Annotated in this window: 11 protein-coding genes; 5 read left to right on the top strand and 6 right to left on the bottom strand. The window is 51.8% G+C overall.

Annotation, left to right across the window (positions count from 1 at the left end):
- From OXH16_03575 to OXH16_03565, 3 genes are all read left to right on the top strand, one after another.
- On the top strand, nt 1-3,867 hold the full coding sequence (locus OXH16_03575; protein MCY3680450.1) for a hypothetical protein: 3,867 nt from the start codon (nt 1-3) through the stop codon (nt 3,865-3,867).
- Between the two features lie 217 nt (nt 3,868-4,084).
- Complete coding sequence (locus OXH16_03570; GenBank protein MCY3680449.1) at nt 4,085-5,422, top strand: sigma-54 dependent transcriptional regulator; 1,338 nt, start codon at nt 4,085-4,087, stop codon at nt 5,420-5,422.
- A 67-nt stretch (nt 5,423-5,489) separates the two neighbouring features.
- Nucleotides 5,490-6,656: a threonine synthase gene (locus tag OXH16_03565; GenBank protein ID MCY3680448.1), complete on the top strand. Its 1,167-nt coding sequence runs from the start codon at nt 5,490-5,492 to the stop codon at nt 6,654-6,656.
- On the opposite strand, the gene hpnE is transcribed toward OXH16_03565, so the two are convergent.
- The 3 genes from hpnE to hpnC are packed head-to-tail and all read right to left on the bottom strand — an operon-like array spanning nt 6,645 to nt 9,690.
- The gene (gene hpnE / locus OXH16_03560) at nt 6,645-7,958 is read right to left on the bottom strand and encodes a hydroxysqualene dehydroxylase HpnE (GenBank protein ID MCY3680447.1); all 1,314 of its coding nucleotides are present in this window, start codon (nt 7,956-7,958) and stop codon (nt 6,645-6,647) included. The genes OXH16_03565 and hpnE overlap by 12 nt on opposite strands.
- Before the next feature lie 2 nt (nt 7,959-7,960).
- Nucleotides 7,961-8,809, bottom strand: a complete 849-nt coding sequence (gene hpnD, locus OXH16_03555; protein ID MCY3680446.1) for a presqualene diphosphate synthase HpnD — start codon at nt 8,807-8,809, stop codon at nt 7,961-7,963.
- Nucleotides 8,806-9,690, bottom strand: a complete 885-nt coding sequence (gene hpnC / locus OXH16_03550) for a squalene synthase HpnC (GenBank protein MCY3680445.1) — start codon at nt 9,688-9,690, stop codon at nt 8,806-8,808. The genes hpnD and hpnC overlap by 4 nt, the downstream gene beginning before the upstream one ends.
- A gap of 148 nt (nt 9,691-9,838) precedes the next feature.
- Between hpnC and OXH16_03545 the strand changes: the two genes are divergently transcribed.
- On the top strand, nt 9,839-11,035 hold the full coding sequence (locus OXH16_03545) for an aspartate/tyrosine/aromatic aminotransferase (protein ID MCY3680444.1): 1,197 nt from the start codon (nt 9,839-9,841) through the stop codon (nt 11,033-11,035).
- Between the two features lie 95 nt (nt 11,036-11,130).
- Nucleotides 11,131-11,904 (top strand): 3-oxoacyl-ACP reductase FabG, encoded by a 774-nt coding sequence (locus OXH16_03540; protein MCY3680443.1) that lies wholly within the window; start codon nt 11,131-11,133, stop codon nt 11,902-11,904.
- Between the two features lie 9 nt (nt 11,905-11,913).
- Here OXH16_03540 and OXH16_03535 read toward each other — a convergent pair whose 3' ends face one another.
- The 3 genes from OXH16_03535 to OXH16_03525 form a co-directional block, all read right to left on the bottom strand.
- Nucleotides 11,914-13,104 (bottom strand): leucine-rich repeat domain-containing protein, encoded by a 1,191-nt coding sequence (locus tag OXH16_03535; GenBank protein ID MCY3680442.1) that lies wholly within the window; start codon nt 13,102-13,104, stop codon nt 11,914-11,916.
- A gap of 340 nt (nt 13,105-13,444) precedes the next feature.
- The gene (locus OXH16_03530; protein MCY3680441.1) at nt 13,445-13,900 is read right to left on the bottom strand and encodes a hypothetical protein; all 456 of its coding nucleotides are present in this window, start codon (nt 13,898-13,900) and stop codon (nt 13,445-13,447) included.
- Between the two features lie 124 nt (nt 13,901-14,024).
- The gene (locus tag OXH16_03525; protein MCY3680440.1) at nt 14,025-16,499 is read right to left on the bottom strand and encodes a CehA/McbA family metallohydrolase; all 2,475 of its coding nucleotides are present in this window, start codon (nt 16,497-16,499) and stop codon (nt 14,025-14,027) included.

Genomic DNA, 16,499 nt, shown 5'->3' with positions numbered 1-16,499 from the left:
ATGAAGCACTGGTGGACGCGCCGACTACAACTCGGCCTTTTGGGGATTGCAATAATTTTAATAGCTATGTGGGGATGCGGACGCGAGCGCGTAAATCCGGTTGACTCACAATTTGAAGGAAGCACGACGGCTTTGAATCCGCCGGGCAATATTCGCGCACAGGGCGGTATTGGACGGATTACTTTGAACTGGAACCCCGTGAACAGCACCAATCTTGCGGGATATGGGATATGGCGGTCAACATCGGCTACGGGCAAATTTGATCTATTGCGCGGCGAATCATCCGTTCCCGACGTAACCACAGCACGCACGACTTATGTGGATTCGACAATAGATGCCAGTGTATCAAAAATATACTTTTACAAACTCAGCACCGTAGATGTAGATGGACAAGCAAGTGATTTGTCTGCGTTTGTGAGCGCAGAAGTACTCGATGACACGCGCGCACCGGCTATGCCGACAAATCTCGTCGCCATCACCGATGCCGATGGCAAACAGGTTACACTGGGCTGGTCAGCGCCAGAAATGGATGTAGGCAATCAGGAATTGACCGGCTTGTCCGGGTACAGAGTTTTCAGAATCAAAGATTCGCAGGGCAAACTCCAGATACAGGGTTCGCAAGCAGCACTGGTCCAACTCGCCACAGAACTGGGCATTGACCTCGATAATCTGGGAGAAATATCCGCCGAATTGAAGGATATTTTTGTCGAACTTGGAACCGTGCCAGCCAACCAGACTTATTTCCTCGATACCGATGGGCTCGAAGCTGGCGTGCTCCACGTTTATGTGGTCATCGCCGTCGATCCAGAAGGCAACACAGGACCTCCAGCACTTACATTAGTGACCATAAACACACCAGGCGCGAACGTACCAATACCTGCTGGCTTGCGCGCAACGAAAAATGAACAGGCGCGCATTGTCATATCCTGGAATCCCGTAAACGATTCCAATTTGCTGGGCTATCTGGTTTTGCGGTCACAATCGACACAAGGTCCTTTTACATCCGTAACAAGCGACACGCTCTTTACCACAGGACAGACGACCTATGTCGATTCGCTTGTCGCGACCGATCAAGTGTACTACTACAAAGTTCAAACCGTTGTGCAAGATCCTAATCTTGGACTATTGCGCAGTGATACTTCCACTTTCATCGATGGACTGGCACTTGCCGATCAGAGTGCTCCTGGCGCGCCCTCAGATCTCATCGTCAGCCTGGACGATGATAATTTCCAGCGGGTGATGCTGAACTGGACTGCACCTGTAACAGACAGAAATGGCAATGAACTGACCGGATTGGCCTCCTTTGAAATCTACCGGTCACGCGATAACAACACATCCTTTGCACTAATCGCCACAGTATCGAGCGATCAGGTGAGTTTTGTGGATACTTCTGTCGAATTGCTCACGACGTATTTCTATGCGATCAGAGCGGTGGATCAGGCTGGCAATGCCGGACCCCGATCTCAGCCAATATCTGTAACCACCAAGGGCTTTGCCAGCCCGCGCAACGTGCGGGCAACTCCTGGTGTGCAGAAAATCACATTGACCTGGACGGCGAACACCGAGCCTGAATTGACCGGATATGAAATATTGCGCTTCACTGATCCCACACACGAAACACCCGACAAAACCTTCTCTTCTGTGCTGACGACATATGTGGATACACCCGTCACAGCAGATCACCCCTTTGTCTATCGGGTGCGGGCAGTTGGCACCGCCAACGTGAAGAGCGAATTATCGTCCCCCGTCTCTGCCCAGGCCACTGAAGCTGCTCCGGTTCTGGCAGCCCCGCGCAATGTGCAGGCAAGAGGCGGAATCGGTCATATTACCATCACCTGGACGGCAAACACCGAGCCTGAACTAACCGGGTATCGCGTCATGCGCTATACAGACCCGGCACAGACAGTGGCCGAAGCGACCTTCTCGACCGTGCAGACGACTTATGTCGATTCGCCGCTGGTATCGGGACAGACCTATGTGTATCGCGTACAGGCTGTTGGTACCAATAACGAAGAAAGCGAACGATCACTCTATGCTTCTGCGACCGTCTCAGCCGATCAGAGCCCTCCCGGCGCGCCCTCGGATCTCATCGTCAGCCTGGACGATGATAATTTCCAGCGCGTGCTTATCAGCTGGACGGCTCCCACAAGAGATAGCAATGGCAATGAGTTGACCGGATTGACCTCCTTTGAAATCTACCGATCACGCGAGAACAATACATCCTTTGCGCTGATCGCCGCAGTATCGAGCGATCAGGTGAGTTACGAAGACACATCTGTCGAGTTATTGACGCGATACTTTTATGCAATCAGAGCATTGGATCAGGCCGGCAATGCCGGACCCCGATCTCAGCCAGTATCTGTGACCACCAGGGGATTTGCCATCCCGCGCAACTTGCAAGCAACTGGTGGTGAGTTGAAAATCACCTTGACCTGGGCGGCAAACACCGAGCCGGAATTGACCGGATATGAGATATTGCGCTTTACAGATCCCACAGATGAAACACCTGACAGGATCTTCTCTTCTGTATTGACGACGTATGTGGATACCCCTGTCACTGCCGGACAGACCTTTGTCTATCGAGTGCGGGCAGTTGGCACCGCCAATGAGAGGAGCGAACTATCGGTCTTTGTTTCTGCACAGGCCACCGAGCCGCCTCCGGTTCTGGCAGCACCGCGCAATGTACGCGCGACTGGTGGTGAGTTGAAAATCACCTTGACCTGGGCGGCAAACACCGAGCCGGAATTGACCGGATATGAGATATTGCGCTTTACAGATCCCACAGATGAAACACCTGACAGGATCTTCTCTTCTGTATTGACGACGTATGTGGATACCCCTGTCACTGCCGGACAGACCTTTGTCTATCGAGTGCGGGCAGTTGGCACCGCCAATGAGAGGAGCGAACTATCGGTCTTTGTTTCTGCACAGGCCACCGAGCCGCCTCCGGTTCTGGCAGCACCGCGCAATGTACGCGCGACTGGTGGAATTGGGTATATCGCCATCACCTGGTCTGCCAATACAGAAGCAGAGCTGACCGGGTATCGCATCATGCGCTATACAGACCCGGCGCAAACCGAGGCCGAAGCGACCTTTTCGACCGTGCATACGACCTATGTCGATTCGCCGCTGGTAGCAGATCAGACCTATGTCTATCGCGTGCAGGCGATTGGTGTAAATAACACAGAAAGTGAACCATCGCTATTTGCCTCTGCAACGGCACTGATCGACGATATCCCACCCGCTACCCCCGGCAATTTTGTCGCTATTTTGGAAAGTAGTGGGGCAGCGATCGAGTTGAGTTGGGACGCCCCCACAAGAGATGCAAATGGCGGCGACCTGACCGGACTTGCCAGCTTTGTAATTTATCGCGCGGATCCATTGAATACTGTGCCGACTGAGATAGATACCTTAGATGCGACGCATCAGATGTATCGAGATACCGACCTGCTAAACCGCACGACTTACAGGTATCAGATCTCTGCCATTGACCATCAGGGCAATGAGAGTGCGCGATCACCCATCAGGACGGTGACCACAACTGATATAGTCCCCGTTCCTCCAACGGACCTGGTGGCTCGTTATAATCCCGCTGTTCCCGCGATCAATTTGACCTGGGTAGCTCCCGATAAGTATGACCATTTCATCGTCCAACGGGCAGAAATCGCCGGAGCTGCTTCCGGTGCTGCCATTCGAAATTTAACAGATCAAAATTATACGACTTTGGAAACCGAGGATCCGATCACGACCACTTCTTATAGCGATAGAGATATTAAAAGTGGTTTCACCTATGTTTACCGGATCCGCACATCTCTGTCTGGACGGATCAGTGGTCCTTCAGATACTGATTTTGATTTTTCCCCATAGAGAGTCAGCGAGAGAGGAAAAAAAGGCGTTCTTCTTTTGAAGGACGCCTTTTTTTATATAAATAGGAGCCATCTGTCGCCTTTTATGCGTCAGATGTACGAGTTAAAATTTTTCTTGTTCTTTTTAACTAATTATTTATCAATATGTTATAAATTTCTTTATCTCTGGCACAAAATATGCATGATGTATCTCGTAAAACTTACACATTGGAGGTTTTATGGGAGACATACTGATTGTTGATGGAAATCCGCAACGCGCAATGCAATTGGCGCAACTGCTGAAAAAACTGGGCGCAAACGCGCGCATAGCGGGTTCTTTTTATCACTGCTTGAAACGCATTGAAGAAAGAATTCCCGATCTCGCCCTTGTCGCTGAAGCCCTCCCCGATGGACGGGGATTAAAGCTACTTCCCGTATTTGAAGATCTATGTCCCGTCGTAATTGTGGGTGAATATATGGCATCTGATAGGGTTCTCGAGGCTTTGTCGTTGGGAGCACGCGATTTTCTCGTACACCCTATTGATCGGCAGACCCTGGATATTCTGATCTCTCAATTGCAGGTCGAGGGTAAAATCGCGCTACACTATCTATCCCAAAATCCCAGAGGCGAGTCACCCACTGGGATGGTGATTGGATCGTGTCCAGACATGTTACTCGCACTCAAGCGCGCGGGCCTGTCAGCGCGAACATCGGCTTCGGTTCTGCTTTATGGAGAAAGTGGAACCGGAAAAGAACTGATGGCACGAGAAATACATCGGGCTTCCGGGCGGGCGGGAGCATTTGTAGCACTCAATTGTGCGGCAATAGCAGAAGGCATTGCCGAAAGTGAACTCTTTGGGCATGAGCGAGGTGCTTTTACCGGCGCCATAACCCGTCGGGCAGGGTGTTTTGAACAAGCCGATGGCGGCACGCTTTTTCTCGACGAAATTGGTGAAGCTTCGCCTGCATTTCAGGCCAAGCTGTTGCGGGTCTTAGATCGCGGTGAATTTGTCAGAGTTGGCGGACAATCACTCATACAAACGCAGGTTCGAGTAATTGCTGCCACCAACCGCGACCTCGATTCCATGATTGAACAAGGTGAATTTCGCCTGGATTTGTTTTACAGGCTCGGCGCCGTGACCATATCCCTCCCTCCTCTGCGGGAGCGCAGCGAAGATATCCCCCACATTGTTCAAGCAATGCTAATGCGAATAAAAGCCGATACAGGTATGGAGGTGCAAGGAGTTTCTGAAGCGGCAGTTGCATATCTGGCAGGATATGAATGGCCGGGCAATTTAAGGGAATTGCAACACGCCATTTACCGCGCAGCCCTGGCCTGTCAGAAAGGAGTAATTCTCCCCGAACATCTGGATGTACTCAGGCCCACACAGTCCAGCGCAACAGACAAAATTGAAACCCTGTATGAAATCGAACAAGCGCATATTGAGCGGGTAATGCTCGCCACCAGTGGCAATCAGGGACGAGCTTGCGAAGTGCTCGGGATATCCAGACCGACATTGAGGCGAAAAATACGCCGATACGCGGCGGAAAGAATAAAAAACGGACAGATGTGTTAGACCTTGACTAAAAAAAAAGTACGCCCCATACTATGACGAGCTTTTAACTTTTTTTAGCGAGGTAATTATGGGATTTCTCATTGATCTGGTCTGCACCAAGACGGGCAAAGCGTATTCAAAAGACCAGCTCTGGAATTTGAGCCCAGAGGCAGATGCGCCGTTATTTGCCCGATATGATCTCGATGCAGTTGCAAAAGCCATGCGCCGGGAAAAACTCGCAGAACGCGTACCAACAATGTGGCGTTATGCCGAAGTTTTGCCAGTCGAAAACGATCAATTTCAGGTGAGTCTCGGCGAAGGATTCACCCCATTGTTGCAAGCGACATCACTGGGGCAAGAAATCGGTGTACCAAAACTGTACATCAAAGACGAAGGCTTAAATCCAACGGGATCATTTAAAGCGCGCGGCATGTCGGCGGCAATTTCAAGAGCTGCGGAATTGGGCGCTCAGGCCATTGCCATTCCCTCGGCTGGCAATGCGGGTGGCGCAACAGCCGCTTATGCTGCGCGAGCGGGCTTGCCAGCGCATATTTTTATGCCCAAAGATGTGCCACAAGCCAATTATATCGAATGCAAGATCCTGGGCGCACATGTCGAATTGATCGACGGCCTGATCTCCGATTGCGGAAAAATTGTGGCATCGCGCAAAAAAGCCGAAGGCTGGTTTGATATCTCGACCCTGAAAGAGCCGTACCGTGTAGAAGGCAAAAAAACGATGGGCTATGAATTGGCCGAACAATTTGATTGGGAATTGCCAGAAGTCGTCATTTACCCAACCGGAGGTGGCACGGGATTAATCGGCATGTGGAAGGCATTTGACGAAATGGAACAAATGGGATGGATTGGCTCAGAACGCCCCCGCATGATTTCCGTACAAGCGGCGGGATGCGCGCCCATTGTTCGGGCTTATGGTGCGGGAGATGAACACGCCGAACCGTGGACCGATGCCGAAACAATCGCCGCGGGTCTGCGCGTCCCTGCTGCCGTCGGCGATTTTTTGATGCTAAGAGCCATTCGCGACAGCGGTGGATGCGCGCTTTCCGTCACAGATGAAGAACTAATGGCATCCACATCAAAATTGGCTGCCGCCGTGGGATCATTTCCCGCGCCCGAAGGCGCAGCCACCCTCGCTGCTCTTGAAAAACTCATAGCACAAAATCTGGTTAACGAGCGCGAGCGCGTCGTATTATTCAACACGGGAACGGGCTTAAAATACATCGAACTATTCGAGTAAGATCGCATCTGCAGCCGCGTACCCGCTCCTGACAGCACCTTCAATAGTCGGCGGCAATCCAGTATCTGTCCAATCCCCCGCGAGAAACAGACGGAGGTGTGACGTCTGGGTTTTGGGTACACAATAAGAAAGTGGCAACGCACAAGTCGCCGCGTGCTCGCATATCACTTTGGCGTGTAATAACTCGGCACGCCTACTTTCGGGAAAGACCTGATGAAGCTCTCTGCAAGATAGGTCAACAAGGTCTTCATTTGACATGTGTAAAAGATGATGCGCCGCAGATGCGACCATGGTGAGAAAGCCCTCAGAAGCGCGGTCATAGTTGCCATAGAGCACGGACTTGTTAAAAACCCATTCCATCGTCGTACCGAGCAAACCGCACATAGGTTCACGCATGATGGACCGATCAAACCACAAGTTGACGGAAAAAATGGGCGATGGCTCGTATTGACAAAGCGTGTGATAGAGTTCGGCAAAGGTTTTCCCACAAATCATCCTGGCGAGTTGTAGCGGGGGAACCGCCGCAATACACATATCTGTATCTATCACATCTCCCGAACGGGTATGGATGCGAACGCCAGAAGAAGCAGGCACAATAGACGTCACGGCTTTTCCGCATAGAACCTCGCCATCCCGTTTTGAAATATATTCCCATGCGCGATTCTCAAACAAACCACTCAGACCCGTCCGCGCATATCCCAAACGCGCACCATCTGATTCGCCCAAAAAAGCTTCTCGCAGCACGGCTTGAAGATATCGCGCACTGGCATTTTGCGGTCGCTGGTTGAGGGCGGCAATACAAAGCGGATCCCAGAAAGCCTCTCGCATGCGCGGTTTCTGACCGCAATCGTCGAGCCAGGCATCCACCGTGAGTCCAGTATCGAGATCCTTGTGCAACTCCGCCACAACTTTTCTCAACGGCGGGATATCTGTCCAGTGAACTGCGCCAAATCGCAAAAAGCCGGACAGCAGATTCAACGGCACGGGCAAAAAGGACGGAAACCTCAATGTGTACGCACCACCATCGGCATGGCGAAAGTCTATTCTGAACCGAGGTTGAAACACCACATTGTCGCGCGCGCCAATCCGATCGAGAAAATCGAGCGTCTCCCGATAGCACTTCATCAACAGATGCTGCCCATTGTCAACCGTATCGCCCGTAACGGGATCTGTAAACGAAAAGGTGCGCCCCCCCAATTGCTGCCGCCGCTCCAAAAGCGTGACGGAATATCCCGCATCGCAAAGGCGGACAGCTGCTGCAAGACCAGCAAACCCTCCCCCAATTATCGTTACGCGTTTCACAATCACCCCCAAGCGAAACGACTGCCCAGCCAATAGCGCAGCGCAATGCCCAGTTTGTGCAAATCGTTGAGACGAATAGACGCGCCAAAAATATTGTAGTCGGCCTGCTGGATCTTCACGAGCAACTGGGCATAAATTTTGCCCATAATCTGCGCCGAAAACATGGCAGCCCTATCCTCCGCGGGAAGCAATTCTTCGGCTGTTTGATAAAAGGTCCACGCGCGTTGCGCTTGAAACCGCATCAACTCGATAAACGCAGCATTATAATCTCCCCGAGCAAGCGCCTCTTCCGGATATCCAAACCGCGCCATCTCTTCCTGTGGAAGATAAATGCGGTCCTGTTGCCAATCTGTATGCACATCTCGCAAAATATTAGTCAGTTGAAGTGCGAGACCCAGATTGACGGCATAATCGCGGGTCTGCGGATTGCGGTACCCAAAAATTTCAATACAGATTAACCCCACAACCGATGCGACCCGGTAGCAGTATTCGCGCAACTCGTCAAACGTCGCATACCGATTCTTTGTCAAATCCATCTCAACACCCTCAATAAGCGCCAGAAAATGCGCTTTGGAAATGGGAAAATCCCGCAAAACGCCCTGCAGATTCTGCGCGATCGGATGGGTAGCACTGCCCTTATAGCAGGCGTGGAGTTGCTCGCGCCACGCATCGAGACGGCACCGCGCCTCTTCTGGCGAAGCCGCATCATCGACAATATCATCGGTATGTCGGCTAAACGCATAAACCGAAAAAATAGCCTCGCGTTTCTTGCGCGGCAAAAAAACAAACGCGTAAAAAAAATTCGTCCGAGCGCCCCACACAATTTTGGCAATGTGTTTTTTAAGGTTCACGATTGGACGCCTCGAAAAAAAAGCGTTTTCAACAAAAGCGCGGGCAAATCGCGTTTTGTAACAGTGGGCCGTCGATGAAACACATCGCAATCGTTATCGCGAATCTTCTTCAGAATATGCATACCGCCCAAACAGGTCAACCGCAGTTCAAAACGCAATCGCCCCTTCACCATATCCAGCAGGGGATACCCCTCCACAAACAGATCCCGTGTGCGGTTGATGAGATAATCCATAAGCCTGCAAAACTCCGGCGTAACGCGCTGATCGCGCAAATCTGAAATCCCGACACCAAACCGTTTGAGATCCTCCTGCGGGAGATAAATGCGCCCGCGCGAAAAATCAATTGCAATATCCTGCCAGAAATTGGCGAGTTGCAACGCACTGCATATCGCGTCAGAATGCCGCGCATAGTGCTCGCCGCGATACCCAAACAGATGGAGAATAAGCCGCCCCACGGGATTGGCAGAAAACGTGCAGTACGCCAACAAATCCCCATAAGTCTGATGCCGTTGCGTCGTCACATCCATGCGAAACGCCGTAAGCAAATCTCTGAGCAATTGCACGGGCAAATCGTGCGTGCGAATCGTCTCTGCAAGCGCCGTAAATATCGGACCAACAGGATCTGAAAGACACGCATCGAGACGCGCTTCCCACTCAGCGAGATGGTCGAGTCGCTCCTGCGCCGTCAAACCCGGCTCATCGGCAAAATCATCCGCCGTACGCGCAAACGCATAGATACTATACACATGGGGCCGCACGCGTTTGGAAATAAGCACCGAGCCAACCGGAAAATTCTCATAATGCGCGCGGGTAAGTGCCTCGCAATGGGCATAAGCCTCTGCAATCGCAATCCCGCGGGTCTTGTGTGCAGTCTGTGACATAACGTGAAGATACGACAGGGGGGTGGGAAAATCAATATATTGACTTTCGGGTGTATCCTTGCGTTTTACAGCGTGCGTATGTATCTTTGCCCACGAATAATAAGAGGTTGTCCTATCCTCAATACCCTGATCCTGAAAGGAAGGAATAATGTTCGAATCCCTCACAATGGCCCCTGCGGATCCCATTATAGGATTGACCGAAGCATTCAAAAACGACCCAAACCCCAACAAAATAAACCTCGGCGTTGGCGTGTACAAAGACGGCGACGGCAACACGCCAATATTCGCCTCTGTAAAAACAGCAGAAGAACGCCTACTCGCACACGAAGACACCAAAAATTATCTCGGCATAGAAGGCGACGAAGCGTATAACAAAGCCGTCCAGGAACTCCTCTGGGGAACAGAACACGAAATACTCACCAGTGGCCGCGCGGGAACAGCCCAGGCACCAGGCGGCACGGGCGCATTGCGCATTGCCGGCGATTTCATCCATCAGCACTATCCCCATGCCCGCGTATGGCTGAGCGACCCCACCTGGGCAAACCACCCTAAAATTTTTGAATCTGCCAGCGTACCCACAGCGACCTACCGCTATTACAACCCCGCGTCTTTCGGCCTGGACTTTGACGCACTCATCCAGGACCTCGGGCAAATCCCCGCAGGCGATGTCGTCTTATTACACGGATGTTGTCACAACCCCACCGGCGTCGATCCCTCTCCCGAGCAATGGGCGCAAATAGCCGATGTCGTCGCAGACCGCGGCATCATCCCACTCGTTGACTTTGCCTATCAGGGCCTGGGCAATGGCCTCGTCGAAGACGCCGTCGGCCTCCAATCTCTCAGCCGCCCCGGCTGCGAACTCCTCGTCGCCAGTTCCTTCTCCAAAAACTTTGGCCTCTACCGCGAACGCACGGGCGCATTGACCATCGTAGGGAAAAACGCCACCACCGTTGAAAAAGCGATGAGCCACATCAAAATCTGCATCCGCACAAATTATTCCAACCCGCCATCGCACGGCGCACAGGCAGTCGCAACAGTCCTCAACGACCCCGCCTTGCGGGCACAATGGGACGGCGAAGTAAAAGCCATGCGCGACCGCATCAACAACATGCGCACCCTATTTGTGGATACCCTCGAAACAAAAGGCGTGCGGCGCGACTTTTCGTTTATCGCACACCAGAGAGGAATGTTTTCTTTCTCCGGATTGACCCCCGAGCAAGTAGAAGCATTGCGCGAGCGATATTCGATATACATCGTCAGTTCGGGACGCATCAACGTGGCGGGCATGACAAGGGACAACATCGGGCCATTGTGCGAAGCGATAGCGGAAGTGATAGACGAATAGACGAATAGACGAATAGACGAACCCCGCTCCACCACCCAAAATCACTAAAGGCTTCGATTCGTAGATTCGCTGATTCGCCTTTCCAAGGAGAAACCATGACACTCAAAGACCGCGTGGCAATCGTCACTGGCGCAAGCTCTGGCATTGGGCGGGGCATAGCACTGGCACTTGCACGAGAAGGCGCATGTGTGGCAGTGGCCGATATTCAGGAAGCACCCAAAAAGGGCATATATCACGACACCGACTTAACCACTTCTACGGTAGAAGAAATAGAAAAACGCGGAGGGAAAGGAATCTTCGTGCAGACCGACGTATCGGATGACGAAGCGGTACGCAATCTGATCGAACGGACCATCTCCGAATTTAGCACATTAGACATCCTGGTAAACAACGCCGGCATCACAATACCTGGCGGCATAGAAGAAACAACCATCGCCGACTACGACACCGTAATGGGCGTAAACCTTCGGGCACTATATGTCGCCAGCAAACTCGCCATGCCACACCTCAAAAAACCATCCGGCAGAATCATCCACATCGCATCTGTACAGTCATTTGGCGGGGGCGGAGGACCAGCGTATGCTGCATCAAAAGCCGGCGTCGTCAACCTCACGCGAGACACCGCCCTGGAATTGGCTCCCTTTGGCGCAACCGTCAACGCGATCTGCCCGGGCTACATCGAAACGCCCATACAGGACTATCTCACACCGCAGGACATTGAAGACTGCAAAGTAAAAACCCCACTGCCCCGCCTGGGCTTGCCATCGGACATCGGCAACGCCGCGGTATTCTTCGCATCGGACGCCGCCGCCTGGATCACCGGCACAGCCCTGCCCGTGGATGGCGGATGGATGGCGTCTATTTTCTAACCCAAGGGACTAAAACGCACCATAGTTCACAGTAACCTCTCTGCTCCGAAGAACTGGAATATGCGTGTAGATTGATGTGTCACTCAGTGGGTTATTCCTCAACTCAACCTCATCTCCACTTCCCAATCCCGTATTTGCTACCAATGGCAAAAGGTCAGAGATGCTGTTGTTGTAAAGATTAATCCATGTCAGACTCGTCAATCCCGACAGTGCAGATAGATCAGAGATATAGTTGTCGTGAAGATTCAACCTTTCCAGACTCATCAATCCCGACAAAGCTGAGATGTTTGAGATGTTGTTATTGTGAAGAATCAGATATGTCAGACTCGTCAATCCCGACAGATCAGAGATGTCTGAGATAGAGTTGCCACCAAGACGCAGACTTTCCAGACTGGTCAATCCCGACAGCGCTGATATATCAAAGACAGAGTTGCGACTAATATCCAGCCTTTCCAGACTGGTCAATCCCGACAGATCAGAGATGTCTGAGATGCTGTTGTAGTAAAGACGCAGCTCTGTCAGACTGATCAAACCAGACAGTGGCGAAATATTTGTGATCGAGTTGCCTACAAGATTCAGCTCTGTCAGACTCGTCAATCCGGACAGCTGGGAAAGGTTTGAGATAGAGTTGTAGGAAAGATTCAGATTTGTTAGACTCGTCAATCCCGACAGTGGGGAAAGGTCTGAGATTGTGTTACTATTGACCGCACGCCTTTCTACTATCTCATAACCGAGATTCAGTCTTGTCAGACAGATTGCAAACTCCAGCCCTGCCAAGTCGCTAATATTCGAGTTCTCTGCTTCAAGACGGGTTAAGGTCGCCATATCCCCCCTGGTGATCGTCGCACCGCTCGCCTTGTCAAGCTCCGTTTCAATTGCAGCGCGCAGATTCGCATCTGCAATGACAACCACCTCATCATCACGAGAGGGAGGCACCTCTTTGCCGAAGTTATCCACAAAAATCAGAAAATCGGGAATACCAATCACACCATCCCCATCCAGATCGTATTTCGCTTCATAAGTCCCATCGCTCCGACTGGACCCGAACCGATCTACAAATAGCAAAAAATCGGGAATACCAACCACACCATCCCCATCAAAGTCTGGAGAAGCATTCGCATTGGGACCAGCAATTGCTTGACCGGTACACATCAACAACACAAATAGGACAAAAAATAATAACCCTTTTCTTCCAAACATTTGCAAAACTCCTGAAAAAAAATGATAAAGCCCTTCCTCATGGTTGAGGCTTTATCATAGAAAATCTGCGCAATGAACTGGCTGCGCCAGTGCTACATTTTACAACCGACTGCGGATATACTCTAAACCCTTAGTGAAATTTGGCAGCCGTAAGCAATCGTATTTTTTTAGATCGTTTTTGAGCGACGCACCCATGTCTCATACGGCTCTCCAATACTAAAGGTGGGTAACACTAAGTGAATATCTCCTGACTTTGACAGGCTCAAAAGTTCCTCGCAACTTTCATGTTCTTCTTGAAGAAAAGCGAGTTCAAGGACGAAATTTGATTCTACGTACACAATCATACTGTAGCTTCAATCGCAACAGAACCGCGTGCAATTGCTTCGTATAATCCCGAGTCAAAGAGCCATTGGAGATTTGGATCAACTTCGTCTGGTTGAAGGTCTGTATGTACAATGCCAGCCAGCCATGAAGTCATAATCATCTCGAAGCCATACCCGCTTAGACCATTAAGGGGCTGGGTTAATTGGTTAAGATATGGTGCCAGTATTTTCGTGGCCTTTATTTTATAGTCGGGTTTTGCCAGATTACTCGCAGATATGGCGTCTGTCCACAAATAAAAAAAATCAGGGAGCGCGAGCAGGAAGTAGGGCGCACGCGGTATAAATGAATGGACCAATAAATTGTGGCGCAGGCGAGTAGCCCATTCGGCGGACGCGCCGGGTCTATTTTTAATTTCGACGACCAGTTGAAGTTGTCCATCTGGACCGTACACTGCAATATCGGCACCTGTCATTTTACAAACCTCCACAGTACTGACTACAACTCCACATTCATAAACATGGGAAACTCTTTTCAATTAAAGCACATCTGTCAGTTTGTCAATACCGACAGTTCAAATATTTTCAATTCTTACCGCATCAATGCGGTATCCCCAACTGATGCATCCTTCGGTGAATCGCTGCACGGGCTTCGACAAAGGGACGTTCCAAATACGCGAGATGGTCCAACTCACCGTGATGGTGCGTCGCCGTACCGGAGGTGTGCCGGGCAGCGGTTTGACGGATGTACGCCAGATCGCCATCAATAAGCGTCAGCATATACTGGGCAGCCTCCAGATCGAACATCCACCACTCGCCACCGCAGGCGATATAAATCGGCGACGTATGGGCGAAAATCCCCCGTCCCCAGCCATCGTGATGGGGAACGCTGGTATAATTGGGACCGGCACATCGGGCGGCAATCCACGTATGCCCATCCACCTTCACCTTCGCCTTCAACGCCAGTCGCCGCGCACCTTTATTATCCTCCGTCGAAGCAACGACGCGCCCTGCCTGAACGATCTCGAGCGTATGAATCGGGAAAATACTCTCCACCCACGCCTCGACCTCCACCGTACCAGCCCCCGACAACTGCATCGTATCGCCAACCTGGTGTCCATCTGCGGTGAGATGAATGATGGGACCCCCGCTGTGAAATGTTCGACCCTGCGACACACTCTTGCACCAATTATCGTAGGTAAATTCCCCATCGGGCAAATAGGCATACGTGCGGTAAATACCAACGGGCACATCGCTACTCATCTTATCCGTCCCACCAACCAGAGGCAAGCGGTAACCGCAGTTGAGATAGCGATAGTATTCCAGATGATTAAACGGCGCATGACGCAGCATCTCCACGCCATCCACGCGCCCCGTGGCAATCAGCGCCGCAGGCTCCCCATTCGGATTCGGAAGATGCGGAACAATAACCGAACCGCCCTGCGCATGACACTGATCCGCCCAATCACTCATCGTAATCTCCAGCGTCCCACCCAGCTCGGACTCACCGGGACCGTCACTGCACCACGGCATCACCGGCTCTTTGAGACCCCACAGGATAAGATGCCCCAGAAAGTGCTGCCTATTCTCCTGACCGACATAGACGATATTATTCCCATCTTGCGAAATACTCGGCCTGCCCGTAAAATCCTCCGTATTGGTAAAAAGATTGCCCCACTGCGACGGAAGCAAATTAACGATATTGAGATCCTCCCCCTGAGACTCCGTATGACTTCCCTGCGTCGAGAGAAAGTGAACGTGCGAATCCCCGCTATACCATCCCCCCTCGTTCATGTGAATCCATCGCTTGAGACGCAAAGTCAGTTCGCGCTGTCCCGGTTCGATCTTCACCCGTGTCCGCACCGGCTCATACTCAAATCCCCGGGCGACATCCACAATGACCTCACCGCGCGGCAACCACCCCTGGCAACGACCGTCGATATACGCGTAGGTAATTTGTCCCAGCCTGAGATCGCCACCAATATCAACATGCCAGCTATCGAGATTGGAATTAACCTGATTGTGATGCCCGTAAGGCTGATAGGGAATCCCCTCGGGCGAGCGGAAATGGACGCGGCAAGGAATGGGCTTCCCCGTATCGTCATCGAGAACAGTAACGTGAACCCAGTTCCGCCCCCGATCCAGGAGTTCCACGCGCATGCGCGGCGTCTCCACCACCTTCTTCTCCTCCACATCACCCCACTTGACCTCGCCCACCTTTTCCTCGCCCTGCTTCACCGTCATCGTAGCCGAAGGCGTGGCAGCGACCTCGACATAAGCCGGACTCGATTTGGGATTCTGCGCTTCTCCCCAACCGGCGAAATCATCATTGACAAAATCATCGGCAGACGCTTCGGGCAGTGGATGCACATAAGTTGCCGTCCCCCGATCCACCTCCACACTAAGGTCAAACGGTCTTTCCGCATCTTCGGGATGGGTCAGGATCAGACGCGCCTCCCGCTTCCCGTGTCGCACAAAAGGATACTCCTCAAGATGAGAAAGCGTAACACCGGCGATAATAAAACGCGGACCATTCGGAATAATCTCCAGCGACTCGACTATGCGATCCGGTTGAGGATTCTCCCACGCCCACAAAAAATAACCGCGAGCCGACCCGCGCGACACCTCGGTCTGACGTCGCCCCATATCCGCCCATCTCCCTTCGTAACGCGGCAATAGCTGGTCGTTCTGGTCCGAAAATGCGACAAAGGGCGCACCACCGCTGGATAAATGTGCAATCTCAAATCGCTCGCGGATGGGAATGCGGAATTCTTCACCCTCCGCCATCCGGAACAGATAATGCGCCACAGTCTCTCCCAACGGACCGCCCTCCATCAGATCGGAATCCAGCAATCGATGGGCAATAATCACGCGGCGTACCGACTCATTGATCGGAATCGTCACGCGACCAGAAGCCTCATCCAGCGCGATAAAACAATTCGAACCATCGTCATTTACCAAAAACGGCAAACCGCGAAATAATTGTTTGCCTATGGGAGCCTTCGCATTCGCGCCCAAAACTTCAAGCCCCGCATTGCACAACGCCGACAAATCGAGAGGTTGATAATCTGCCAT

The organism is Gemmatimonadota bacterium (genome assembly GCA_026705765.1).
Classification (GTDB): Bacteria; Latescibacterota; UBA2968; order UBA2968; family UBA2968; genus VXRD01.
The sequence above is the reverse complement of the archived record's forward strand: the minus strand, read 5'-3'. Positions and strand labels throughout refer to the sequence as shown.